At 58.6% G+C, this 22,152-nt stretch carries 29 protein-coding genes; 8 read left to right on the forward strand and 21 right to left on the reverse strand.

Features of this window, described 5'->3' with window-relative positions; genetic code table 11:
* Positions 1 to 174 precede the first annotated feature (174 nt).
* Positions 175 to 1,170, reverse strand: coding sequence for a GlxA family transcriptional regulator (locus AC07Y2_RS04445; RefSeq protein WP_103385517.1), 996 nt, complete (start codon positions 1,168 to 1,170; stop codon positions 175 to 177).
* A gap of 100 nt (positions 1,171 to 1,270) precedes the next feature.
* On the opposite strand from AC07Y2_RS04445, the gene AC07Y2_RS04450 reads away from it, so the two are divergent.
* The 7 genes from AC07Y2_RS04450 to AC07Y2_RS04480 all read left to right on the forward strand — a co-directional run bounded on the left by AC07Y2_RS04450 (position 1,271) and on the right by AC07Y2_RS04480 (position 6,446).
* Positions 1,271 to 1,825 carry a cysteine hydrolase family protein gene (locus tag AC07Y2_RS04450; protein ID WP_085668109.1) on the forward strand — a complete coding sequence of 185 codons (555 nt, stop codon included), beginning with the start codon at positions 1,271 to 1,273 and terminating at the stop codon, positions 1,823 to 1,825.
* Between the two features lie 153 nt (positions 1,826 to 1,978).
* Complete coding sequence (locus tag AC07Y2_RS04455; protein ID WP_039771966.1) at positions 1,979 to 2,647, forward strand: YjfI family protein; 669 nt, start codon at positions 1,979 to 1,981, stop codon at positions 2,645 to 2,647.
* A gap of 17 nt (positions 2,648 to 2,664) precedes the next feature.
* Positions 2,665 to 3,363, forward strand: coding sequence for a PspA/IM30 family protein (locus tag AC07Y2_RS04460; protein WP_103385518.1), 699 nt, complete (start codon positions 2,665 to 2,667; stop codon positions 3,361 to 3,363).
* 123 nt (positions 3,364 to 3,486) lie between these two features.
* A complete protein-coding gene (locus AC07Y2_RS04465) occupies positions 3,487 to 4,137 on the forward strand; it encodes a DUF2491 family protein (RefSeq protein ID WP_103385519.1) in 651 nt (216 codons plus the stop codon).
* A 13-nt stretch (positions 4,138 to 4,150) separates the two neighbouring features.
* Positions 4,151 to 4,576: a DUF350 domain-containing protein gene (locus tag AC07Y2_RS04470; protein ID WP_074691674.1), complete on the forward strand. Its 426-nt coding sequence runs from the start codon at positions 4,151 to 4,153 to the stop codon at positions 4,574 to 4,576.
* Positions 4,577 to 4,593: 17 nt separating this feature from the next.
* A complete protein-coding gene (locus AC07Y2_RS04475; protein WP_039771974.1) occupies positions 4,594 to 5,286 on the forward strand; it encodes a DUF1190 domain-containing protein in 693 nt (230 codons plus the stop codon).
* 2 nt (positions 5,287 to 5,288) lie between these two features.
* Complete coding sequence (locus AC07Y2_RS04480; RefSeq protein ID WP_103385520.1) at positions 5,289 to 6,446, forward strand: glutathionylspermidine synthase family protein; 1,158 nt, start codon at positions 5,289 to 5,291, stop codon at positions 6,444 to 6,446.
* A 76-nt stretch (positions 6,447 to 6,522) separates the two neighbouring features.
* On the opposite strand, the gene AC07Y2_RS04485 is transcribed toward AC07Y2_RS04480, so the two are convergent.
* The gene (locus AC07Y2_RS04485; protein ID WP_007966163.1) at positions 6,523 to 7,041 is read right to left on the reverse strand and encodes a single-stranded DNA-binding protein; all 519 of its coding nucleotides are present in this window, start codon (positions 7,039 to 7,041) and stop codon (positions 6,523 to 6,525) included.
* Positions 7,042 to 7,050: 9 nt separating this feature from the next.
* Complete coding sequence (locus tag AC07Y2_RS04490) at positions 7,051 to 8,448, reverse strand: MFS transporter (protein WP_039771979.1); 1,398 nt, start codon at positions 8,446 to 8,448, stop codon at positions 7,051 to 7,053.
* 191 nt (positions 8,449 to 8,639) lie between these two features.
* Between AC07Y2_RS04490 and uvrA the strand changes: the two genes are divergently transcribed.
* On the forward strand, positions 8,640 to 11,474 hold the full coding sequence (gene uvrA / locus AC07Y2_RS04495) for an excinuclease ABC subunit UvrA (RefSeq protein ID WP_103385521.1): 2,835 nt from the start codon (positions 8,640 to 8,642) through the stop codon (positions 11,472 to 11,474).
* A 65-nt stretch (positions 11,475 to 11,539) separates the two neighbouring features.
* Here uvrA and bfr read toward each other — a convergent pair whose 3' ends face one another.
* The 18 genes from bfr to rplX form a co-directional block, all read right to left on the reverse strand.
* On the reverse strand, positions 11,540 to 12,007 hold the full coding sequence (gene bfr / locus AC07Y2_RS04500) for a bacterioferritin (RefSeq protein WP_064382244.1): 468 nt from the start codon (positions 12,005 to 12,007) through the stop codon (positions 11,540 to 11,542).
* Positions 12,008 to 12,156: 149 nt separating this feature from the next.
* The gene (locus tag AC07Y2_RS04505) at positions 12,157 to 13,611 is read right to left on the reverse strand and encodes a catalase (protein ID WP_074691683.1); all 1,455 of its coding nucleotides are present in this window, start codon (positions 13,609 to 13,611) and stop codon (positions 12,157 to 12,159) included.
* 238 nt (positions 13,612 to 13,849) lie between these two features.
* Positions 13,850 to 14,236, reverse strand: a complete 387-nt coding sequence (rplQ, locus tag AC07Y2_RS04510; protein ID WP_007955635.1) for a 50S ribosomal protein L17 — start codon at positions 14,234 to 14,236, stop codon at positions 13,850 to 13,852.
* Between the two features lie 42 nt (positions 14,237 to 14,278).
* Positions 14,279 to 15,280, reverse strand: coding sequence for a DNA-directed RNA polymerase subunit alpha (locus tag AC07Y2_RS04515; RefSeq protein WP_003186012.1), 1,002 nt, complete (start codon positions 15,278 to 15,280; stop codon positions 14,279 to 14,281).
* A 26-nt stretch (positions 15,281 to 15,306) separates the two neighbouring features.
* Positions 15,307 to 15,927 (reverse strand): 30S ribosomal protein S4, encoded by a 621-nt coding sequence (gene rpsD / locus AC07Y2_RS04520; RefSeq protein ID WP_011336168.1) that lies wholly within the window; start codon positions 15,925 to 15,927, stop codon positions 15,307 to 15,309.
* A gap of 18 nt (positions 15,928 to 15,945) precedes the next feature.
* Positions 15,946 to 16,335: a 30S ribosomal protein S11 gene (gene rpsK, locus AC07Y2_RS04525; RefSeq protein ID WP_002555466.1), complete on the reverse strand. Its 390-nt coding sequence runs from the start codon at positions 16,333 to 16,335 to the stop codon at positions 15,946 to 15,948.
* Positions 16,336 to 16,365: 30 nt separating this feature from the next.
* Positions 16,366 to 16,722 carry a 30S ribosomal protein S13 gene (gene rpsM, locus AC07Y2_RS04530; protein WP_009045849.1) on the reverse strand — a complete coding sequence of 119 codons (357 nt, stop codon included), beginning with the start codon at positions 16,720 to 16,722 and terminating at the stop codon, positions 16,366 to 16,368.
* A 130-nt stretch (positions 16,723 to 16,852) separates the two neighbouring features.
* A complete protein-coding gene (gene rpmJ / locus AC07Y2_RS04535; RefSeq protein WP_002555468.1) occupies positions 16,853 to 16,969 on the reverse strand; it encodes a 50S ribosomal protein L36 in 117 nt (38 codons plus the stop codon).
* A gap of 27 nt (positions 16,970 to 16,996) precedes the next feature.
* Positions 16,997 to 18,325: a preprotein translocase subunit SecY gene (secY, locus tag AC07Y2_RS04540; protein ID WP_003228718.1), complete on the reverse strand. Its 1,329-nt coding sequence runs from the start codon at positions 18,323 to 18,325 to the stop codon at positions 16,997 to 16,999.
* On the reverse strand, positions 18,326 to 18,763 hold the full coding sequence (gene rplO, locus AC07Y2_RS04545) for a 50S ribosomal protein L15 (RefSeq protein WP_003228720.1): 438 nt from the start codon (positions 18,761 to 18,763) through the stop codon (positions 18,326 to 18,328). It abuts the gene before it with no gap.
* 3 nt (positions 18,764 to 18,766) lie between these two features.
* Entirely contained in the window at positions 18,767 to 18,943 is a 177-nt protein-coding gene (rpmD, locus tag AC07Y2_RS04550; RefSeq protein ID WP_003176408.1) for a 50S ribosomal protein L30, read from the reverse strand.
* Positions 18,944 to 18,945: 2 nt separating this feature from the next.
* Positions 18,946 to 19,446 (reverse strand): 30S ribosomal protein S5, encoded by a 501-nt coding sequence (rpsE, locus tag AC07Y2_RS04555; protein ID WP_007955637.1) that lies wholly within the window; start codon positions 19,444 to 19,446, stop codon positions 18,946 to 18,948.
* 3 nt (positions 19,447 to 19,449) lie between these two features.
* Positions 19,450 to 19,800, reverse strand: a complete 351-nt coding sequence (gene rplR, locus AC07Y2_RS04560) for a 50S ribosomal protein L18 (RefSeq protein WP_003186037.1) — start codon at positions 19,798 to 19,800, stop codon at positions 19,450 to 19,452.
* A gap of 10 nt (positions 19,801 to 19,810) precedes the next feature.
* Positions 19,811 to 20,344, reverse strand: a complete 534-nt coding sequence (rplF, locus tag AC07Y2_RS04565; RefSeq protein ID WP_011336170.1) for a 50S ribosomal protein L6 — start codon at positions 20,342 to 20,344, stop codon at positions 19,811 to 19,813.
* Between the two features lie 12 nt (positions 20,345 to 20,356).
* Positions 20,357 to 20,749: a 30S ribosomal protein S8 gene (gene rpsH, locus AC07Y2_RS04570; protein WP_003228724.1), complete on the reverse strand. Its 393-nt coding sequence runs from the start codon at positions 20,747 to 20,749 to the stop codon at positions 20,357 to 20,359.
* A 209-nt stretch (positions 20,750 to 20,958) separates the two neighbouring features.
* Positions 20,959 to 21,264, reverse strand: a complete 306-nt coding sequence (gene rpsN / locus AC07Y2_RS04575; protein WP_007955639.1) for a 30S ribosomal protein S14 — start codon at positions 21,262 to 21,264, stop codon at positions 20,959 to 20,961.
* Between the two features lie 13 nt (positions 21,265 to 21,277).
* Positions 21,278 to 21,817 (reverse strand): 50S ribosomal protein L5, encoded by a 540-nt coding sequence (gene rplE / locus AC07Y2_RS04580; RefSeq protein ID WP_003210069.1) that lies wholly within the window; start codon positions 21,815 to 21,817, stop codon positions 21,278 to 21,280.
* Between the two features lie 20 nt (positions 21,818 to 21,837).
* Complete coding sequence (gene rplX, locus AC07Y2_RS04585) at positions 21,838 to 22,152, reverse strand: 50S ribosomal protein L24 (protein ID WP_003186046.1); 315 nt, start codon at positions 22,150 to 22,152, stop codon at positions 21,838 to 21,840.

Raw genomic sequence — 22,152 nt, forward strand, 5'->3', positions numbered from 1 at the left:
TCCCCCTCCAACGGCGGGTTGAATGTAGGTCAGAGGGTGCAGAGATCAGGCCAACCGGGGCTCGCCTGAAACACTCTGAAAATCAGCCACTTGAAAAACCCGTACTGGCACCGCGCCCGTTTCAATCTGCACGACCGCGCTGCAGGGTCCGGCATTTTGCACGACGGGTACGTTTTACTTCGCCACGGCAGGCGGCGGACTGACGCCGAATCGCGCGCGATATTCACTCGGCGCCAGCCCGGTGATTTTCTTGAACGTCGCGCGAAAGGCGCCCGGATCCTGATAGCCCACCGTCCACGCAATGTGATCGATGGTGCCATTGGTGAATTCGAGCATTTCCCGGGCCTTGCCGACCCGCAGGTGCTGACAGTATTCGGTGGGTTTCAAGCCGGTCGCCGCACGGAACCGGCGCAGAAATGTTCGCTCCTCCAGACCCGCACGTTCGGCCATTGCCGTCAGCGAGACATCGGTTGCGCCGGTGCCCTGCAGCCAATGCTGAACCTGAAGAATCGGCCCGTCGCCATGATTGAGGATCGGCGCAAAATTGCTGCCGCACGCACTGGCGCTGTCGCTGTGCTCCACCACCAGAAACCGCGCGGTGCTGCTGGCGATGCTCGGCCCGAGCAATCGGTCCACCAGACGCAAACCAAGCTCTGACCAGGCCATCAGCCCCGCCGTCGTTATCAGGTCACCGTCGTCGACAATCGGCGTGTCGGCCTTGAGCCTGATCTTCGGGTAACACTCGGCGAAGGCCTTGGCCGAAGTCCAGTGCGTGGTAGCGCTGCGACCATCGAGCAACCCGCTCTCCGCCAGCAGCCACGAGCCGACACAAACCCCGCCAAGCGTCGCGCCACGAGCATGTTGTTCACGCAGCCAGGGCTGCAGCCCGGCCGGCATCTGTGCCGCGGAAAAACCGGCAATCGACGGCGGGATCAACACCGCCAGCAAACCGTTGTCGGCTCCGGGATGACTGTCGTAAACCCGCACGGGCGGGCGGTCGTCATCGACCTGCCAGTGGCTGATCCGCAGCAGCGGCAATTGCGTGGCCTGGTGTTCGGCGGCGATCCGGTTGGCGACCCCGAACAGGTCGGTCAGGCCATGCACCGCCGCCATCTGCGCCCCGGGATACATCAGCACGCCCAGTTCCGCGACGGTCCTTTCTGCACCCATTGTCAGTTTTCCCCTGTGTATTGTCGGTGCGGCCAATCCTCGAAACCGTGGCCAGCGCCAATACTGAACCCACGCCAACCCACACTTCGAGGACACACCCATGGCCAAGCAAGCGCTCATCGTAGTCGATATCCAGAACGACTACTTCCCCCAAGGCAAGTGGCCGCTGGTCGGTGCCGACGCCGCCGCCGACAACGCCGCCCGGCTGATCGCGGCCTTCCGTGAAGCCGGTGATTCGGTGGTGCACATCCGCCACGAATTCACCTCGCCCGAGGCACCGTTTTTCACCCCGGGCTCCGAAGGCGCGAAACTGCATCCGAAAGTGCTCAACCGCGCCGATGAGCCGGTGGTGCTCAAGCACTTCGTCAACTCGTTCCGCGAAACCGAGCTGCAATCGATCCTCGACGAACAAGGCATCAACGAGCTGGTGGTGGTCGGCAGCATGAGCCACATGTGCGTCGACGGCATCACCCGTGCGGCGGCCGATCTGGGTTACACCGTTACGGTGATCCACGATGCCTGCGCCAGCCGTGACCTGGAATTCAACGGTCTGACCGTGCCCGCCGCCCACGTGCATGCGGCGTTCATGTCGGCGCTGGGGTTTGCCTACGCCAGCGTGGTGTCCACCGACGAGTTCCTCGCCGCCAGCCGCTGAGCTCTGCTCTGATACAACTGGAAATACCTGCGCCCGCCTCGCTGCGGGCGTTTTTTTGTGGCTCAAGAAAATCTCACGCGTGAGCCATTGATGGCATTTTGATTTGGTTGTAGTGTGGCTCACGCGTGAGATGTTCATAACGGAGTCATCGCCATGAAAAGCCGCTCCCCTGCCACCCAGTCAGAGAGCCCAAAGGGAGTGCGCTCGACACCGTCCGCGAAAAAACCGTCGAGCTTCTACATGAAGCAGATGCGCGCGGGCCTGGCTGCCGCCGGTTATGTGAAACACGAAACTTGGGTGCTTCCGGAAAACCGAAGCTTGCTCAAGCAAATGGAGCAACAGCTACGCCAACCGATTCTGGCTGGCTCTTTCATGTCGGAGAATTACATGAGCGCAGGCAACAACTGGAACATCGATAGCCTCTACAACGCTTTCAAGGCGCTGGACGAGGTGGCTTCGCAAGAGATCACGCTGTCTCTGATCCAGAGTTCCGAACCCAGCCTCAAGCTGGAAATGAACGAATTCGGCGGTCTGCCGATTCACATCGCCCTCGCCGGTCAGCAGATCATCGTCGACACCGTGCTGGTGGACATCGATTCGATCACCGATGTGCGCGCCTTCAACGACGCGGTACTGCGCAGCCGGGAAATGTTCCCGCTGTCGTCGATCGGCATCGAGACCATGCCCAACGGCCAGACCGTCTACAACATGTTCGGTGCACTGAGTGCCGACTCGAGCCTGACCAACGTGGTCACCGAGGTGAAAACCCTGGTCGACAACGTGCAGCGCGCCAGCGAAGCCTTCGAACACTTCTTCAAGTAATCAACAGGGAATATCCAATGACTCAGTCCATCTGGAGCAAGTTGTTCACCGCGCTGCGCGGCGGCGCCAACGAAGTCGGCGAAGCGATCGCCGACCAACAGGCCCTGCGCATCCTCGATCAGGAAATCCGTGACGCCGACAGCGCGCTGTCCAATGCCCGTCGCGAACTGGTCACCATCATGGCCAAGCACAAACTCTCCGCCGACCGCGTGAGCGAGTACGAAGCCAAGATCAGGGACCTGGAAGCCAAGGCCGTTTCCGCCCTGAACGCCGGCCGTGAAGACCTGGCGCTGGAAGTGGCCGAAGCGATCTCGACCCTGACCAACGACCTGGGCGTCGAGAAGAAACAAAGCGACGAATTCGGCACCTACGCCGACAACATGCGCAAGGACATCAACAAGGCCGAAGCGCGGATCAAGAGCCTGCGCCAGCAAGTGGACATGGCCAAGGCCCGTGAGAGCGTGCAGAAAGCGCAGGTCAGCGCCTCGATCGCCAGCGGCGGCGCCAACGGCAAGCTGGAAACCGCCGTCGGTACCCTGAACCGCCTGCAAGCCAAACAGCAGCAACGCGCTGCCGAGCTGAGCGCTGCCGACGAACTGGCCGATGCGTCGACCGGCAACGACCTGGATCGCAAGCTGCGCGAAGCCGGCATCACGCCGAACGAAGGCAGCGCCAACGCCATCCTCGAGCGTCTGAAGCAGAAGTCCGCCCAGTAACGGCGGCGAGAAAACAGAAGGGCACCGGGTGCCCTTCTTTTTTGCCTGCTCGTTTGTCACGAGGCCGGTACACTAGCGGCGTTTTGCCAACGAATACCTCCACCCGCTTCAAGGAATGTACCCATGGGATGGTTCAAAGATTTGCTCGGCACCAGCAACTGGCAGTCGGCCGCGCCAGCGTCCGGGTCTGCCGGCGGCCCGCTCGGACTGGCGCAGGGCAAGGCGATTCGCTTCGACACGACCCTCGGCCTGTTGCTCGACGGCAGCACTTCAGTGCGGGTTCCCGACGCCCAGGCCATCTGGAGCGCCGGCTGGATCGACCTCGGTCAGTCGAACAAACTGCATCGCTACTATCTGAACGATGAAGAATTCTGGGTACAGATCCATGTCACCGGTGATGACCAGATCGAGTCGGTGACGCTGTTCAACTACGTTAGCTACGTGACGGTCAACAGTGACGCCGAATTGCAGCGTCTGGCCGGCCCGAACAGCCTGATCGGCCTACCGACCTATCGCCACGAAGGCGTCGAATACACCCGTGAGTGGGGCACCGAACGCGGTCAGACCGAACTGGTGCCGCTGACCGAACAGGTGATCAACCCGGACGAGTCCTACACCATCAACCATCACTCGATGCTCTACGCCCGGGAGACCGGCCTGACCGATCGCCGCGAACTCTTGCTGTTCTCCGTCGAACAGGACGAAGAAGGCACCGTCAGCCTGAGCACCTCGCTGGGAATCTCGCTGTACACCACCGATTTGAGCACCATTTAAAAGGAAGTTTTCCATGCTGGAAGCGTTGTCCATTTCCCTGAACAAAGCCGCGCTGGTCGGTTTCGTTGCCTACCTGATCGGCGCCGTGCTGCTGTTCATGCTGTTTCAGTTCGTCTACACCCGCGTCACGCCGCACAAGGAATTCGAGCTGATCCGTTCCGGCAACGTCGCCGCCGCCATTGCCCTGTCCGGCGCGATCATCGGTTTCGCGATTCCGGCCAGCAACGTGATCGCTCATTCGATCAACGTCCTTGACTTCGTCCTCTGGGCGGTGATCGCGGCCGCGGTGCAATTGCTGGCTTTCCTGGCGACCGGGTTGGTGCTCAAGGGCACGTCCCAACGCATCGCCAACGGTGAAATCGCCGCGGGCATCTATGTGGCGGCGGTGGCGATCAGCGTCGGCATGCTCAACGCCGCGTGCATGACCCCGTCCTACTGATCGGCAGGAAGCCTGAGATGAAACGAAGCAAGTACGTTCAACTGTCGCTGGCCGCTTCGGTGGCTCTGGCGATTTCTGGTGAAGTGGCCGCCCAGGAACAGCAACGCAACTTCCAGAGCGTCGAACAGTGCGTCGATGCCGAAGTGGCACCGGATGTCTGCTCGAACGCCTACGTCGCAGCCCTGGCCGAACACCGGCGGATCTCCCCGGCCTACGACGACAAGGCTGCCTGCGACGCGGACTTCGCCGCCGACTGGTGTCAGAAAAATTCCGCCGGCCGTTTCGTACCGAAACTCGGTGGCTTCAAAGTGCCGCAGGACGGTGAGCCGGCGCAGAACCTCGATGCGATCGCCAATGCCCAGATGCCCGCCGGCGACGCGGCCGCCGTGCAGAGCAATCAGACCAGCACTTCGCACTCGTCCAGCGGTGCAGGCAATGGCTGGCTCACCGGATGGCTGATCGGCAATGCCATGAGCAACAACCGCGCGATCGACTCGCGGCCGGTTTATCGTGAGCGCAATACCCGCCAGACCTACGACACCTCGACGCTGAACCGTCGCATCGAATCGGCGCCGAGCCGCAGCCAGCGGGACTACGACAGCGATTACCGCAAACCGGTCAACGTCGCGGCGTCCACCTCCCGTGGCGGCTTCGGCAGCCAGTCCAGCGCACGCAGTGGTTGGGGCGGCTGGGGCCGTTCGAGCAGCTGACCATGAAGAAGATCCACTGCGCCGAGCGCCACGACTGGAAGCAGACCGCCGAGAGCCTCGGTTTTCTGTTTCACACCATCGACGACGAGCCGTACTGGGACGAGCGCGCCTACTACCAGTTCACGCTCGCACAGATCGAAAACGATCTGGAGGATCCGACCACTGAACTGCACGAGATGTGCATGGACCTGGTCGACCGCGTCGTACACAGCGAAGAACTGCTGGATCGCCTGAGCATTCCGGCGCCGTACTACGACATGATCCGAACATCCTGGCTGGAAGGTCATCCGCATCTGTACGGGCGCATGGACTTCTCCTACAGCGGCAACGGCCCGGCGAAGCTGCTCGAACTCAACTACGACACGCCCACCAGCCTTTATGAAACGGCGGCGTTTCAGTGGGGCTGGCTGGAGCAATGCATCGAGCGCGGGATGCTGCCGCGCCATGCCGATCAGTTCAACAGCATCGACACCCGGCTGCACGAAGCCTTCGCCCAACTGAAACTCACGCGGCCGTTTTACTTCGCCTCGATGAAAGACTCGGTCGAAGACAAGGGCACCACGGATTACCTGCGGCTGATCGCAGAAAAAGTCGGCATCGAATCGCGGCACATCGACATCGAAGACATCGGCCTGAGCGCTGACGGTCGTTTCGTCGATCTCGAGGACCGCTGGATTCCGCACCTGTTCAAGCTGCACGCCTGGGAGTTCATCTTTCATGAGCCATTCGGCGCGGCGATCGCCGAATGCGACACCCAGTTTTTCGAACCGGCGTGGAAGTCGATTCTTTCCAACAAGGGCGCCCTGCCGTTGCTTTGGGAATTGCACAAGGGCCATCCGAACCTGCTCGCCGCACATCTCGACCCGAACCCGGGCAGCGCGGTGCCCAAGGGTTGGGTACGCAAACCGTACTTCTCCCGGGAAGGCGCCAACATCGAGTTGCAGACCGCTGAAGGCCTGATCGTCAAAGAGGATGGGCCCTACACCGATGCGCCCTTCATCCTGCAGGAATTTGCCCCTTTGCCGAAGTTCGACGACAGCTACACGCTGATCGGTTCCTGGGTGATCGGTGATCAGGCGGCGGGGATTGGCGTGCGCGAAGACAACAGCCTGATCACCAAGGATTCGAGCCGGTTCCTGCCGCATTTGATTCTTGACTGAAAAACCTGCACACATGAAAAAGGCCCGTCGCATTCAGCGACGGGCCTTTTTTATTTAACGCGGATACAGCAGCGAATCAGAACGGAATATCGTCATCGAAGCTGTCGAAATCCGGAGCCGGTTGCGGTGCGGCCTGCTGTGGAGCCGGGGCCGGACGCTGCTGAGGTGCCGACTGCTGCGGACGCGGAGCCTGCTGGCGTGGCGCCTGCTGCTGATAGTTGTTGCCACCGCCTTGTTGGTCGCCCTGTTGCGGACGGCCGCCGAGCAGTTGCATGGTGCCTTGCATGTCGACCACGATCTCGGTGGTGTAACGCTTGATACCGTCTTTTTCCCACTCACGGGTCTGCAGCTTGCCTTCGATGTAGACCTGCGAACCTTTGCGCAGGTATTCGCCGGCGATTTCGGCAACCTTGCCGAACATCGATACGCGGTGCCACTCGGTCTTCTCGACCTTCTGACCGGTCTGCTTGTCGGTCCACTGCTCGCTGGTCGCCAGACTCAGGTTGGTCACGGCGTTACCGTTGGGCAGGTAGCGTACTTCGGGATCCTGGCCGCAAGTACCGACCAGAATGACTTTGTTAACCCCACGGGCCATAACGTTCTCCTAGGCTTCGCACGCAGTCTGCGCCGGGTTGTTCACCAGGCGTTCGAGAGTGGTGCGATCCATTAATTCGGTGTCCAGTTTGATGTAGATCGCCGCTTCATCAGCGACTATCACTGCATCAGTTACCCCTACGAGGGCCTTGAGACGCTCGACCAGACCCGCTTCGCGGATCGCTTCGGGCGACAACGGCAGGCGCAGGCTCGTCACGTAGGGAGGTTCGCGCATGGTAACAGCAAAGGCCAGCCAAAGTGCAGCCAGCCCGGCACATCCGAGGAACACAACCGACAGACCGCCATGCTGGAACATCCAGCCGCCGAGAATACCGCCGAGTGCCGAACCGAGGAACTGACTGGTGGAGTACACGCCCATGGCCGTGCCCTTGCCACCTGCCGGTGAAACCTTGCTGATCAGCGACGGCAGCGATGCCTCCAGCAGATTGAACGCGGTGAAGAACACCACCGTCCCGATCACCAGAGCCCGCAGGCTGTCGCCGAACTGCCAGAAGAATAGCTCAGTCAGCATCAGCGTCATCACGGCGCCGAGCAGAACTCGTTTCATTTTGCGTCTCTTCTCGCCGTAGATGATGAACGGAATCATGGCGAAGAAGGAAATCAGCAGTGCGGTGAGGTACACCCACCAGTGCTGCTCCTTGGGCAGACCGGCCTTTTCGACCAGCGCCAGGGGCAGTGCGACGAAGCTCGACATCAACATCGCATGTAACACAAAAATGCCCAGGTCCAGCCGCAGCAGGTCCGGGTGCTTGAGCGTCGGCATCAACGCCTGGCGTGCAACGCCGGACTCGCGATGACTCAGCGGCCCGGTGGACTTCGGCACCATGAACATCACGATCACGATCCCGACCAGGGCCATGCCGCCGGTGGCGAGAAACAGGCCGGACAGGCCGAACGCACGGGTCAGCAGCGGGCCGACCACCATGGCCACGGCGAACGACAGGCCGATGGTCATGCCGATCATGGCCATGGCTTTGGTGCGGTGCTGTTCGCGGGTCAGGTCGGAGAGCAGGGCCATGACCGCCGCAGAAATCGCCCCGGCGCCCTGCAGAATCCGCCCGGCGATCACACCCCAGATCGAATCGGCCTGAGCCGCCAGCACACTGCCGAGGGCGAAGACGATCAGCCCCAGGTAAATCACCGGACGCCGGCCGATGCGGTCGGAAATGATCCCGAACGGAATCTGGAAAATCGCCTGGGTCAGGCCGTAAGCGCCGATCGCCAGCCCGATCAGGGCCGGGGTCGCTCCCGCCAGATCCATGCCGTAGGTCGCCAGTACCGGCAACACCATGAACATGCCAAGCATACGGAAGGCGAACACCAGGGCCAGACCGCTCGCCGCGCGGGTCTCGCTGCCACTCATGCGTTCGCTGTGGGGATCGTGCATGGAAAAACCTCGTGTGAACCGGCGGCGATTCTACCAGTCCCATCGAGAGACGGGGTATATCGCGACGCTTTGACGCGTACAGATGAAACTCTCTTCATGTAAGGCAAAAAACCCTTCACTTGATAGTGTGCATCCATCCAGTATTTGGCCGTATACTCCTGTGTTTTCGACGCCCGCCGAGCGAGGCCATTTTGGACAAGATCCTGATTCGTGGGGCCCGCACCCACAACCTGAAGAACATCGACCTGACCCTGCCACGGGACAAACTGATCGTCATCACCGGCCTGTCCGGATCCGGCAAGTCTTCCCTGGCTTTCGACACGCTGTACGCCGAAGGTCAGCGCCGCTATGTCGAATCCCTGTCGGCCTATGCCCGGCAGTTCCTGTCGATGATGGAAAAACCCGACGTCGACACCATCGAAGGCCTGTCGCCGGCGATCTCCATCGAACAGAAGTCGACCTCGCACAACCCGCGTTCCACGGTCGGCACGATCACCGAAATCTACGACTACCTGCGTCTGCTCTATGCCCGCGTCGGTACGCCACGCTGCCCGGATCACGACATTCCGCTGGAAGCGCAGACTGTAAGCCAGATGGTCGACCTGGTACTCGCCCAGCCGGAAGGCAGCAAGCTGATGCTGCTGGCGCCGGTGATCCGCGAGCGCAAGGGCGAGCACCTGTCGGTGTTCGAAGAACTGCGTGCCCAGGGCTTCGTCCGGGCCCGGGTCAACGGCCGGCTCTGTGAGCTGGACGAACTGCCGAAACTGGATAAACAGAAGAAGCATACGATTGAAGTCGTTGTCGACCGTTTCAAGGTACGCGCCGACCTGCAGCAGCGTCTGGCGGAATCCTTCGAAACCGCACTGAAGCTGGCCGACGGCATCGCCCTGGTGGCGCCGATGGACGACGAGCCGGGCGAAGAGATGATCTTCTCCGCGCGCTTCGCCTGCCCGATCTGCGGCCACGCAATCAGCGAGCTGGAACCCAAGCTGTTTTCCTTCAACAACCCGGCCGGCGCCTGCCCGACCTGCGACGGTCTGGGGGTGAAGCAGTTTTTCGACATCAAGCGACTGGTCAACGGTGATTTGACCCTGGCCGAAGGCGCGATCCGTGGCTGGGACAGGCGTAACGTCTATTACTTCCAGATGCTCGGATCACTGGCCGCGCATTACGGCTTCAGCCTGGAGCAGCCGTTCAACGAGCTGCCGGCCGATCAGCAGAAGTTCATCCTGCACGGCAGCGGTTCGCAGAACGTCGATTTCAAATACCTCAACGACCGGGGCGACATCGTCAAACGCTCGCACCCGTTCGAAGGCATCGTGCCGAACCTTGAGCGCCGCTACCGCGAAACCGAATCGGCCAGTGTGCGTGAAGAGCTGGCGAAGTTCCTCAGCACCCAGTCGTGCCCGGATTGCCGTGGTACCCGCCTGCGTCGCGAAGCGCGACACGTGTGGGTCGGCGAGAAAACCCTGCCGGCGGTGACCAACCTGCCGATCGGCGACGCCTGCGATTACTTCGGCGCGCTGAAGATGACCGGCCGCCGCGGCGAGATCGCCGACAAGATTCTCAAGGAAATTCGCGAGCGCCTGCAGTTTCTGGTCAACGTCGGCCTGGACTATCTGTCGCTGGATCGCAGTGCCGATACGTTGTCTGGCGGTGAAGCGCAGCGGATTCGTCTGGCCAGCCAGATCGGCGCGGGCCTTGTGGGTGTTCTGTACATCCTCGACGAGCCGTCCATTGGCCTGCACCAGCGCGACAATGACCGCCTGCTCGGCACCCTCAAGCACCTGCGCGACATCGGCAATACGGTGATCGTGGTCGAGCATGACGAAGACGCGATTCGTCTCGCTGACTACGTAGTGGATATCGGCCCGGGCGCCGGGGTTCATGGCGGGCAGATCGTCGCCGAAGGCACGCCGGACGAAGTCATGGCACACCCGGACTCGCTGACCGGTAAATACCTGTCGGGCCGGGTGAAGATTGAAGTGCCGGCCAAGCGCACGCCGCGCAACAAGAAACAGGTGCTGGCGCTCAAGGGCGCGCGGGGTAACAACCTGCGCAACGTCGACCTGGAAATCCCGATCGGCCTGCTGACCTGCGTGACCGGCGTCTCCGGCTCCGGCAAATCGACGCTGATCAACAACACGCTGTTCCCGCTGAGCGCCACGGCACTCAATGGCGCGACCACCCTGGAAGCGGCAGCCCACGACAGCATCAAGGGCCTGGAACATCTGGACAAGGTCGTCGACATCGACCAGAGCCCGATCGGCCGCACGCCGCGCTCCAACCCGGCGACCTACACCGGCCTGTTCACGCCGATTCGCGAACTGTTCGCCGGCGTGCCCGAGTCCCGCTCCCGTGGTTACGGGCCGGGGCGTTTCTCGTTCAACGTCAAGGGCGGGCGTTGCGAGGCCTGCCAGGGCGACGGTTTGATCAAGGTGGAAATGCATTTCCTGCCGGACATCTACGTTCCGTGTGACGTGTGCAAGAGCAAGCGCTACAACCGCGAAACCCTGGAGATCAAATACAAGGGCAAGAGCATCCACGAAACCCTCGAGATGACTATCGAGGAAGCGCGGGAGTTCTTCGACGCGGTGCCGGCGCTGGCGCGCAAGCTGCAAACGCTGATGGATGTGGGCCTGTCGTACATCAAGCTCGGGCAGTCGGCCACGACGCTGTCGGGTGGTGAGGCCCAACGGGTCAAGTTGTCCCGCGAACTGTCCAAGCGCGATACCGGCAAAACCCTGTACATCCTCGATGAGCCGACCACCGGTCTGCACTTCGCGGATATCCAGCAACTGCTCGACGTACTGCATCGCCTGCGCGACCACGGCAACACCGTGGTGGTGATCGAGCACAACCTCGACGTGATCAAGACGGCCGACTGGCTGGTGGATCTTGGCCCCGAGGGTGGTTCGAAAGGTGGCCAGATCATCGCCACCGGTACGCCGGAGGAAGTGGCCGAGATGAAGCAATCTCACACCGGTCACTATCTCAAGCCGCTGTTGATTCGCGATCGGGCCTGATTGCCGGGCATGAAAAAGCCCCTGTCACTTCGTCAGTGACAGGGGCTTTTTTGTATCAATTGCAATCAGGACGCGTGGGACTGCAGGTAGTTCTGGATACCGATCAGCTTGATCAGGCCGAGCTGCTTTTCCAGCCAGTAGGTGTGATCTTCTTCGGTGTCATTGAGCTGAACCCGCAGGATCTCGCGGCTGACATAGTCGCCGTGCTGTTCGCACAGTTCGATGCCCTTGCACAGCGCGGCGCGCACCTTGTACTCCAGGCGCAGATCCGCTTCGAGCATGGTTTGCACCGTAGTGCCGACATCCAGATCATCCGGGCGCATGCGCGGGGTGCCTTCAAGCATCAGAATCCGGCGCATCAGCGCATCGGCATGACCGGCCTCTTCTTCCATCTCGTGGTTGATTCGTTCGTAGAGCTTGGTGAATCCCCAGTCCTCATACATCCGCGAGTGAACGAAATATTGGTCACGCGCGGCCAGTTCGCCGGTCAGCAACGTGTTGAGGTAATCGATAACGTCTGGGTGGCCTTGCATCGCCCTACATCTCCCTGCTTGAAAGTCTGTAGTTTGAACCAACCTGACTGGAAGGTCACTCACTTCGCGCAATAAAAGCGAAGATATTCTGAGAAAAGCAGCCTAAATAACGCAAAAACCGCCCAAATGAGGGCGGTTCTGCTTCTCGTTTAGACTTCGTTAAGCTGTACGTTGAGCAGCTTTGCGATTGCTTCTCCGTACGCCGGATCGGCCTTGTAGAAATGCTGCAGCTGACGATCGACGACGTCACTCGACACCCCCGCCATCGCCCCGGCGATGTTGCTGACCAGCAACGCTTTCTGTTCGTCGCTCATCAAGCGGAACAGCGCGCCAGCGTGGCTGTAGTAGTCGGTGTCTTCGCGGTGATCGTAGCGATCAGCCGCGCCGTTCAGGGCCAGTGCAGGCTCGGCATAGTGCGGCGCTTGTTTCGGCGACTCTACGTAGCTGTTCGGCTCGTAGTTAGGCGCTGCGCCACCGTTACTGCCAAATGCCATCGAACCGTCGCGCTGGTAAGTATTCACCGGGCTGCGTGGGGCGTTCACTGGCAGTTGCTGGTGATTGGTACCTACGCGGTAGCGGTGGGCATCGGCGTACGCGAATACCCGACCTTGCAGCATGCGATCTGGCGACAGACCTACGCCAGGCACCATGTTGCTCGGGCCGAACGCGGCTTGCTCGACTTCGGCAAAGTAGTTGAGCGGGTTACGGTTCAGTTCCAGTTCACCCACTTCGATCAGTGGAAACTCCTTTTGCGACCAGGTCTTGGTCACGTCGAACGGGTTCTCATAGTGCGCAGCGGCCTGGGCTTCGGTCATGATCTGGATGCATACGCTCCATTTCGGGAAGTCACCACGCTCGATGGCTTCGAACAGGTCACGCTGTGCGTAATCCGGATCAGTGCCCGCCAGGCGTGCAGCGTCTGCCGGCGCAAGGTTCTTGATCCCTTGCTTGGTCTTGTAGTGCCACTTCACCCAGTGACGCTCGCCCTGAGCACTGATCAGGCTGTAGGTGTGGCTGCCGAAACCGTGCATATGGCGATATCCGTCCGGAATACCGCGATCAGAGAACAGAATCGTGACCTGGTGCAGCGCTTCAGGCGAATGCGACCAGAAGTCCCACATCATCTGCGCGCTTTTCAGGTTGCTTTGCGGCAGTCGCTTCTGGGTGTGGATAAAGTCAGGGAATTTCAGTGGATCACGGATGAAGAACACCGGGGTGTTGTTGCCAACGATGTCCCAGTTGCCTTCTTCGGTATAGAACTTGAGGGCGAAACCACGCGGATCGCGCTCGGTGTCAGCCGAGCCACGCTCACCACCGACGGTGGAGAAGCGCAGGAATGTCGGGGTTTGCTTGCCGACGGCAGAAAACAGTTTGGCGCTGGTGTACTGAGTAATGTCACGGGTAACGGTGAAAGTGCCGTAGGCACCCGACCCCTTGGCGTGTACACGACGCTCAGGAATGTTTTCCCGGTTGAAGTGGGCAAGCTTCTCGATCAAGTGGAAGTCATCGAGCAGCAACGGGCCACGAGGGCCAGCGGAGCGAGAGTTCTGGTTATCGGCGACAGGTGCGCCACTGGCGGTCGTAAGCGTCTTGTTCTGGCTCATGCGATCTTCATCCTCTATCGGTCTTGAACTGCCGGCTAATCGGCTTGTTGGGGAGTATCGATCATCAGTATGACAGCCACAAATTCATTAACTTATGGTCATCAATAGAGAAAAACTAACACCGAATCCCCGCACATAGTGCAGACCCAAACAGGGTAGAAGCTTGTACGAACAGCGCATTTCTTACAGGCACAAAAAACCGGGCACTAGGCCCGGTTCCTTGTTTAAGACCGACGTCTTACTCAGCGGATACAGCTTCACCGCCGACAGCACGATCAACCAGTTCGACGTACGCCATAGGCGCGTTGTCGCCAGCGCGGAAACCGCACTTGAGGATGCGCAGGTAGCCACCCTCACGGGTAGCGTAACGCTTGCCCAGGTCGTTGAAGAGCTTACCAACGATAGCTTTCGAACGAGTACGGTCGAAAGCCAGACGACGGTTAGCAACGCTGTCTGTCTTGGCCAGAGTGATCAGCGGCTCGGCAACGCGGCGCAGTTCTTTGGCTTTTGGCAGAGTAGTTTTGATCAGCTCGTGCTCGAACAGCGACACCGCCATGTTTTGGAACATGGCCTTGCGGTGCGAGCTGGTGCGGCTCAGGTGACGCCCACTTTTACGATGACGCATGGTTCATTCCTTACCAAACACTACGTTCGGTGATTACGACGATCAGGCAGTCGCCTTGTCGTCCTTCTTAAGACTTGCAGGCGGCCAGTTGTCGAGGCGCATGCCGAGGGACAGACCGCGGGAGGCCAGAACGTCCTTGATTTCAGTCAAGGATTTCTTGCCCAGGTTCGGAGTCTTCAACAGCTCTACTTCGGTACGCTGAATCAGGTCGCCGATGTAGTAGATGTTTTCCGCCTTAAGGCAGTTAGCCGAACGTACAGTCAGTTCCAGATCGTCAACCGGGCGAAGCAGGATCGGATCGATCTCGTCTTCCTGCTCGACAACCACTGGCTCACTGTCACCTTTGAGGTCGACGAACGCAGCCAACTGCTGTTGCAGGATGGTTGCAGCGCGGCGGATAGCCTCTTCAGGATCCAGGGTACCGTTGGTTTCCAGATCAATAACCAGCTTGTCCAGGTTGGTACGCTGCTCGACACGGGCGTTTTCCACCACGTATGCGATACGGCGAACCGGGCTGAACGAAGAGTCAAGCTGCAAGCGACCGATGCTGCGGCTTTCGTCTTCATCGCTCTGACGCGAGTCGGCTGGTTCATAACCACGACCACGAGCTACAGTGAGCTTCATGTTCAGGGCGCCGTTAGACGCCAGGTTAGCGATTACGTGATCGGGATTAACGATCTCGACATCATGATCCAGCTGAATATCGGCAGCGGTAACCACCCCCGAACCCTTCTTCGACAAGGTCAGCGTAACTTCGTCACGACCGTGCAGCTTGATGGCCAGACCTTTAAGGTTCAACAGGATTTCAATTACGTCTTCCTGTACACCTTCGATGGCGCTGTACTCGTGGAGCACACCGTCAATCTCGGCCTCGACTACTGCGCAGCCGGGCATTGAGGACAACAGGATGCGGCGCAGCGCGTTGCCCAGGGTGTGGCCAAAACCACGCTCGAGAGGCTCGAGAGTGATCTTGGCGCGGGTTGGACTGACAACCTGCACATCAATGTGGCGGGGTGTCAGGAACTCATTTACCGAAATCTGCATGGATGCACCTATTTTCTAGCCCTTACTTACTTGGAGTAGAGCTCGACAATCAGGCTTTCGTTGATGTCGGCGGACAGATCACTGCGAGCAGGAACGTTCTTGAAAACGCCCGACTTCTTCTCAGCATCTACCTCTACCCATTCTACGCGACCACGTTGGGCGCACAGCTCGAGAGCTTGGACAATGCGAAGTTGGTTCTTTGCCTTCTCGCGAACAGCAACCACGTCACCAGCACGAACCTGGTAGGACGGAACGTTTACGGTCTGGCCGTTAACGCTGATCGACTTGTGCGATACCAGCTGACGGGATTCGGCACGAGTCGAACCGAAGCCCATACGGTATACAACGTTGTCCAGACGGCATTCGAGCAGTTGCAGCAGGTTTTCACCAGTTGCACCTTTCTTGCTGGCAGCAGCTTTGTAGTAGCCGCTGAACTGACGCTCGAGAACGCCGTAAATACGACGGACCTTCTGCTTTTCGCGCAGTTGGGTGCCGTAATCGGACTGGCGACCGCGGCGTTGGCCGTGGATACCAGGTGCTGCTTCAATGTTGCACTTCGATTCGATCGCGCGCACGCCGCTCTTCAGGAAGAGATCGGTGCCTTCGCGACGAGCGAGTTTGCATTTTGGACCAATGTAACGAGCCATTCTTTACAATCTCCTGGATTACACGCGGCGCTTCTTCGGCGGACGGCACCCGTTGTGCGGGATTGGCGTCACGTCGGTGATGCTGGCGATCTTGTAGCCACAGCCGTTCAAAGCGCGGACTGCGGATTCACGACCTGGACCTGGGCCCTTGACATTCACGTCGAGGTTTTTCAGGCCGTATTCCAGCGCAGCTTGACCAGCACGCTCAGCAGCTACTTGAGCAGCGAACGGGGTGGACTTGCGGGAACCGCGGAAACCCGAACCACCGGAGGTAGCCCAGGAAAGAGCGTTACCTTGACGGTCGGTGATGGTCACGATGGTGTTGTTAAAAGAGGCATGGATGTGGGCGATGCCATCAACCACTGTCTTTTTAACTTTTTTACGAGGACGAGCAGCAGGTTTTGCCATGATTAAATTCCTGTCGATTCGCTGGGGCGATTACTTGCGGATCGGCTTACGCGGACCTTTACGGGTACGCGCGTTGGTCTTGGTACGCTGACCGCGTACTGGCAGACCACGACGATGACGCAGACCGCGATAGCAACCGAGGTCCATCAAGCGCTTGATTTTCATGTTGATTTCGCGACGCAGGTCACCTTCAGTGGTGAACTTCGCCACTTCGCCACGCAGCTGTTCAATCTGCTCGTCGCTCAGATCCTTGATCTTTGCGGCTGGGTTTACCCCAGTCTCTGCACAGATCTTCTGTGCAGTAGTGCGACCAACACCATAGATGTAGGTCAGCGAGATAACAGTATGCTTGTTATCTGGAATGTTAACGCCTGCAATACGGGCCATTCAGTGGGACTCCAATTGACAGCTACCTACGCCCCGGAAGCCAAGAAATAGGGCGCGAGATAATATCGCTGTAATAACAAATAATCAACCCGGTAGCGCACTAGCTACCGGGCTTGAAGCACAATCACACTCAGCCTTGGCGCTGTTTGTGACGCGGTTCCGCGCTGCAAATTACTCGAACAACACCTTCGCGGCGAATAATCTTGCAGTTACGGCACAGCTTTTTCACCGATGCACGAACTTTCATCACCAACTCCTCGAACCTTATGGGTACTCAGCGCAACATGCCGCTGCCGTAACCCTTCAGGTTGGCTTTCTTCATCAGGGATTCGTACTGGTGCGAAACGAGGTGCGATTGTACTTGGGACATGAAGTCCATCACAACCACGACCACGATCAGCAACGAGGTCCCGCCAAGGTAGAACGGAACGTTTGCTGCAACCACCAGGAACTGGGGCAACAAGCACACGGCCGTCATGTAAAGAGCACCGAACATGGTCAAGCGAGTCAGAACGCCATCAATATAGCGTGCGGACTGCTCACCTGGACGGATGCCCGGAATAAAGGCACCGGACTTCTTCAGGTTTTCCGCTACGTCTTTCGGATTGAACATCAACGCCGTATAGAAGAAGCAGAAGAAAATAATCCCTGCACTAAACAGCAGAATATTCAACGGCTGACCAGGAGCGATCGACTGCGAGATGTCCTGCAACCAGCCCATACCTTCAGACTGACCAAACCAGGCACCCAACGAAGCCGGGAACAGCAAAATGCTGCTCGCGAAAATAGCCGGAATAACACCGGCCATGTTCACCTTCAGCGGCAAGTGGCTTGTCTGCGCAGCAAAAACCTTGCGGCCCTGCTGACGCTTGGCGTAGTGAACAGCGATACGACGCTGACCACGCTCAATGAACACCACGAAACCGATAATCGCTACTGCCAGCAAACCGATGGCAACCAAGGCGAAGATATTGATATCGCCCTGACGCGCAGACTCGAAAGACTGCCCGATTGCTCTCGGAAGACCGGCGACGATACCCGAAAAAATCAACATCGAGATACCGTTGCCTACACCACGCTCAGTAATCTGCTCACCCAGCCACATCATGAACATCGCGCCAGCCACAAACGTGGAGACCGCGACGAAATGGAAGCCAAAGTCACCAGTGAACGCAACGCCCTGCCCCGCCAGGCCAATGGACATGCCAATGGCCTGAACGAGAGCGAGGACGACGGTGCCGTAGCGGGTGTACTGGCTGATCTTGCGACGGCCAGCTTCACCTTCCTTCTTCAACTGCTCCAGCTGCGGGCTGACGGCGGTCATCAGTTGCATGATGATCGATGCCGAAATGTACGGCATGATCCCCAGTGCAAAGATGCTCATCCGCTCCAGCGCGCCGCCGGAAAACATGTTGAACAAGCTAAGAATGGTCCCCTCATTCTGTCGAAACAGGTCCGCGAGTCGGTCCGGGTTGATACCTGGAACCGGGATGTGTGCGCCTATTCGGTAGACGATAATCGCCAGGAACAGAAAACGCAGACGAGCCCAAAGTTCAGACATACCGCCTTTGCCGAGCGCAGAGAGAGCACCTTGCTTAGCCATTTATTCCTCGAACTTGCCGCCAGCTGCTTCGATAGCCGCACGCGCACCCTTGGTGGCGCCGATTCCCTTGCCGATAGTGACAGCGCGAGTCACTTCACCGGACAGCATGATTTTCACACGCTGTACGTTGACGTTGATCACGTTGGCATCTTTCAGGGACTGCACGGTGACGATGTCGCCTTCCACTTTAGCCAGCTCGGACAGACGCACTTCTGCGCGATCCATGGCTTTCAGGGAAACGAAACCGAACTTCGGCAGGCGACGATGCAGCGGCTGTTGACCGCCTTCAAAGCCTGGAGCAATGGTGCCACCGGAGCGGGAAGTCTGACCTTTGTGACCACGGCCACCAGTCTTACCCAAACCACTACCGATACCACGGCCCGGACGATGCTTTTCGCGACGGGAACCCGGCGCTGGACTCAGATCATTGAGTTTCATCGATTAACCCTCGACACGCAGCATGTAGTAAGCCTTGTTGATCATCCCGCGATTCTCGGGAGTATCCTGGACTTCTACAGTGTGACCGATGCGACGCAGACCCAGACCCTTAACGCACAATTTGTGGTTAGGGATGCGGCCGGTCATGCTTTTGATCAGCGTAACTTTAACGGTAGCCATGATTACTTGATCTCCTCAACACGCAGGCCACGCTTGGCTGCAATGGACTCAGGAGACTGCATAGCCTTCAGACCCTTGAAAGTGGCGTGAACCACGTTTACAGGGTTAGTCGAGCCGTAGCACTTGGCCAGAACGTTCTGAACGCCAGCAACTTCGAGGACAGCACGCATAGCGCCGCCAGCGATGATACCGGTACCTTCAGAAGCAGGCTGCATGTACACCTTCGAAGCGCCATGAGCAGACTTCATTGCGTACTGCAGAGTGGTGCCGTTCAGATCAACTTGGATCATGTTGCGGCGAGCAGCTTCCATTGCCTTCTGGATCGCAGCAGGCACTTCACGCGACTTGCCACGGCCGAAGCCAACACGGCCCTTACCATCACCAACCACGGTCAACGCGGTGAAAGTGAAGATACGGCCGCCTTTAACGGTTTTGGCTACGCGGTTAACTTGAACCAGCTTCTCGATGTAGCCTTCGTCGCGCTTTTGGTCGTTATTTGACATAACTTAGAACTCCAGCCCAGCTTCACGAGCAGCATCAGCCAGCGCTTTCACGCGGCCATGGTACTTGAAGCCAGAGCGGTCGAAAGCCACCTGCGAGACGCCAGCGGCCTTAGCACGCGTAGCGACCAGCTGGCCAACCTTAGTGGCCGCGTCGATGTTGCCAGTGGCGCCATCACGCAGTTCTTTATCCAAAGTCGAGGCGCTTGCCAGGACTTTGTTGCCGTCGGCCGAAATGACCTGGGCGTAGATGTGCTGCGAAGAGCGGAACACGCAGAGACGCACGACTTCGAGTTCGTGCATTTTCAGGCGTGCTTTGCGAGCGCGACGCAGTCGAGTAACTTTTTTGTCGGTCATTTGCTATGCCCTACTTCTTCTTGGCTTCTTTACGACGGACGACTTCGTCCGCGTAGCGCACACCTTTGCCTTTGTACGGCTCTGGTGGACGGAAGTCGCGGATCTCGGCGGCCACTTGACCTACCAGCTGCTTGTCGATGCCCTTGATCAGGATATCGGTCTGGCTAGGAGTCTCAGCGGTGATGCCTTCCGGCAGTTCGTAATCCACTGGGTGCGAGAAGCCAAGAGCCAGGTTCAGCACCTGACCTTTTGCTTGCGCTTTGTAACCAACACCGACCAGCTGGAGCTTGCGCTCGAAGCCTTGGCTTACGCCCTGGACCATGTTGTTTACCAACGCACGAGTGGTACCGGCCATTGCGCGAGTCTGTTGATCGCCATTGCGAGCAGCAAAACGCAGCTCACCAGCTTCTTCAACGACTTCAACGGACGAATGGACGTTCAGTTCAAGAGTACCCTTGGCACCCTTCACCGAAAGCTGTTGGCCTGCGAATTTTACTTCGACACCGGCTGGCAGCTTAACGGGGTTCTTAGCGACGCGAGACATGCTTATCCCCCCTTAGAACACAGTGCAAAGAACTTCGCCGCCGACACCGGCAGCGCGCGCAGCACGATCAGTCATCACACCTTTGTTGGTGGAGACGATAGACACACCGAGACCACCACGTACCTTTGGCAGATCTTCGACGGACTTGTACTGACGCAGGCCTGGACGGCTAACGCGCTTCACTTCTTCGATGACCGGACGGCCTTCGAAGTATTTCAGCTCGATGGACAGCAGCGGCTTGGTTTCGCTGCTGATCTGATAACCCGCGATGTAACCTTCGTCCTTCAGGACTTTTGCTACAGCCACCTTCAACGTGGAAGACGGCATGCTTACGACGGACTTTTCAGCCATCTGGGCATTACGGATTCGAGTTAGCATGTCCGCTAACGGGTCCTGCATACTCATGGGCTAGACGCTCCTAATACAGAAAAATTAGCCTTGCGGCTACTACTTGTCGCCGAGGAATTCCGGGCGTAAAAAACACGGGCTCAGGCGAGCCGGTCATTCTAGACATACCCCAGAAATGAATCAAGCCCCAAAAGGGGCTTGATTCAAGTTCAAGGCCACCGATGGTCAGGTTCTTGCGACCCCGACCATCAAGGCTTTGACAGCAATTACCAGCTGGCTTTAACCAGACCTGGTACGTCACCACGCATTGCCGCTTCACGCAGTTTGTTACGGCCGAGGCCGAACTTGCGGTAAACGCCGTGCGGACGACCGGTCAGACGGCAACGGTTACGCATGCGCGAAGCGCTTGCGTCACGCGGTTGCTTCTGCAGAGCTACGGTAGCTTCCCAACGCGCTTCTGGACTTGCGTTCAGATCGACGATGATAGCTTTCAGCGCTGCACGCTTGACGGCGTATTTAGCAACGGTGAGCTGACGCTTCAGCTCACGGTTTTTCATGCTCTTCTTGGCCATTTTCCTACTCCAATCAGTTGCGGAACGGGAATTTGAAAGCACGCAGCAGAGCGCGGCCTTCGTCATCGTTCTTAGCAGTGGTGGTCAGGGTAATGTCCAGACCGCGGAGAGCATCGATCTTGTCGTAGTCGATTTCCGGGAAAATGATCTGCTCTTTCACGCCCATGCTGTAGTTGCCACGACCATCGAAGGACTTGGCATTCAGGCCGCGGAAGTCGCGAACCCGAGGCAGGGAGATCGACAGCAGACGATCCAGGAACTCGTACATACGCTCACGGCGCAGGGTCACTTTGACGCCGATCGGCCAACCTTCACGGACTTTAAAGCCAGCGATGGATTTGCGAGCGTAGGTCACAACGACTTTCTGGCCGGTGATCTTTTCCAGGTCAGCAACAGCGTGCTCGATGACTTTTTTGTCGCCGATCGCTTCGCCCAGACCCATGTTCAGGGTGATCTTGGTAACGCGCGGAACTTCCATCACGTTCGAAAGCTTAAGTTCTTCCTTAAGTTTCGGAGCGATTTCCTTCCGGTAAATCTCTTTTAGTCGTGCCATGGTCTTCTACCTAGCAGTGTTCAAGCATCAACCGCTTTTTGGGTCGACTTGAAGACACGAATTTTCTTACCGTCTTCTACTTTGAAACCAACGCGGTCAGCCTTGTTGGTTTCGCCGTTGAAGATGGCGACGTTGGAAGCGTGCAGTGGCGCTTCTTTCTCGACGATACCGCCCTGTACGCCCGACATCGGGTTAGGCTTGGTATGACGCTTGACCAGGTTCAGACCACCAACAACCAGACGGTTGTCAGCAAGAACCTTCAGCACCTTACCGCGCTTACCTTTGTCTTTGCCGGCGATCACGATGATCTCGTCGTCACGACGAATCTTTTGCAT

The sequence above is a fragment of the Pseudomonas sp. GW456-12-1-14-TSB6 genome, from assembly GCF_059424205.1.

Coding starts and splice junctions, on each gene's coding strand:
- rpsH (WP_003228724.1), bottom strand. CDS start 20,749: ATGAGTATGCAGGACCCGTTAGCGGACATGCTAACTCGAATCCGTAAT.
- rpsE (WP_007955637.1), bottom strand. CDS start 19,446: ATGTCAAATAACGACCAAAAGCGCGACGAAGGCTACATCGAGAAGCTG.
- AC07Y2_RS04460 (WP_103385518.1), top strand. CDS start 2,665: ATGACTCAGTCCATCTGGAGCAAGTTGTTCACCGCGCTGCGCGGCGGC.
- rpsD (WP_011336168.1), bottom strand. CDS start 15,927: ATGGCTCGTTACATTGGTCCAAAATGCAAACTCGCTCGTCGCGAAGGC.
- rplR (WP_003186037.1), bottom strand. CDS start 19,800: ATGACCGACAAAAAAGTTACTCGACTGCGTCGCGCTCGCAAAGCACGC.
- AC07Y2_RS04475 (WP_039771974.1), top strand. CDS start 4,594: ATGAAACGAAGCAAGTACGTTCAACTGTCGCTGGCCGCTTCGGTGGCT.
- rplX (WP_003186046.1), bottom strand. CDS start 22,152: ATGCAAAAGATTCGTCGTGACGACGAGATCATCGTGATCGCCGGCAAA.
- AC07Y2_RS04490 (WP_039771979.1), bottom strand. CDS start 8,448: ATGCACGATCCCCACAGCGAACGCATGAGTGGCAGCGAGACCCGCGCG.
- AC07Y2_RS04485 (WP_007966163.1), bottom strand. CDS start 7,041: ATGGCCCGTGGGGTTAACAAAGTCATTCTGGTCGGTACTTGCGGCCAG.
- rplQ (WP_007955635.1), bottom strand. CDS start 14,236: ATGCGTCATCGTAAAAGTGGGCGTCACCTGAGCCGCACCAGCTCGCAC.
- AC07Y2_RS04515 (WP_003186012.1), bottom strand. CDS start 15,280: ATGCAGATTTCGGTAAATGAGTTCCTGACACCCCGCCACATTGATGTG.
- rpsN (WP_007955639.1), bottom strand. CDS start 21,264: ATGGCCAAGAAGAGCATGAAAAACCGTGAGCTGAAGCGTCAGCTCACC.
- rpmD (WP_003176408.1), bottom strand. CDS start 18,943: ATGGCTACCGTTAAAGTTACGCTGATCAAAAGCATGACCGGCCGCATC.
- rpsM (WP_009045849.1), bottom strand. CDS start 16,722: ATGGCCCGTATTGCAGGCGTTAACATTCCAGATAACAAGCATACTGTT.
- AC07Y2_RS04465 (WP_103385519.1), top strand. CDS start 3,487: ATGGGATGGTTCAAAGATTTGCTCGGCACCAGCAACTGGCAGTCGGCC.
- AC07Y2_RS04450 (WP_085668109.1), top strand. CDS start 1,271: ATGGCCAAGCAAGCGCTCATCGTAGTCGATATCCAGAACGACTACTTC.
- bfr (WP_064382244.1), bottom strand. CDS start 12,007: ATGCAAGGCCACCCAGACGTTATCGATTACCTCAACACGTTGCTGACC.
- rplE (WP_003210069.1), bottom strand. CDS start 21,817: ATGGCACGACTAAAAGAGATTTACCGGAAGGAAATCGCTCCGAAACTT.
- AC07Y2_RS04455 (WP_039771966.1), top strand. CDS start 1,979: ATGAAAAGCCGCTCCCCTGCCACCCAGTCAGAGAGCCCAAAGGGAGTG.
- rpmJ (WP_002555468.1), bottom strand. CDS start 16,969: ATGAAAGTTCGTGCATCGGTGAAAAAGCTGTGCCGTAACTGCAAGATT.
- AC07Y2_RS04470 (WP_074691674.1), top strand. CDS start 4,151: ATGCTGGAAGCGTTGTCCATTTCCCTGAACAAAGCCGCGCTGGTCGGT.
- rplO (WP_003228720.1), bottom strand. CDS start 18,763: ATGAAACTCAATGATCTGAGTCCAGCGCCGGGTTCCCGTCGCGAAAAG.
- AC07Y2_RS04505 (WP_074691683.1), bottom strand. CDS start 13,611: ATGAGCCAGAACAAGACGCTTACGACCGCCAGTGGCGCACCTGTCGCC.
- secY (WP_003228718.1), bottom strand. CDS start 18,325: ATGGCTAAGCAAGGTGCTCTCTCTGCGCTCGGCAAAGGCGGTATGTCT.
- AC07Y2_RS04445 (WP_103385517.1), bottom strand. CDS start 1,170: ATGGGTGCAGAAAGGACCGTCGCGGAACTGGGCGTGCTGATGTATCCC.
- AC07Y2_RS04480 (WP_103385520.1), top strand. CDS start 5,289: ATGAAGAAGATCCACTGCGCCGAGCGCCACGACTGGAAGCAGACCGCC.
- rplF (WP_011336170.1), bottom strand. CDS start 20,344: ATGTCTCGCGTCGCTAAGAACCCCGTTAAGCTGCCAGCCGGTGTCGAA.
- rpsK (WP_002555466.1), bottom strand. CDS start 16,335: ATGGCAAAACCTGCTGCTCGTCCTCGTAAAAAAGTTAAAAAGACAGTG.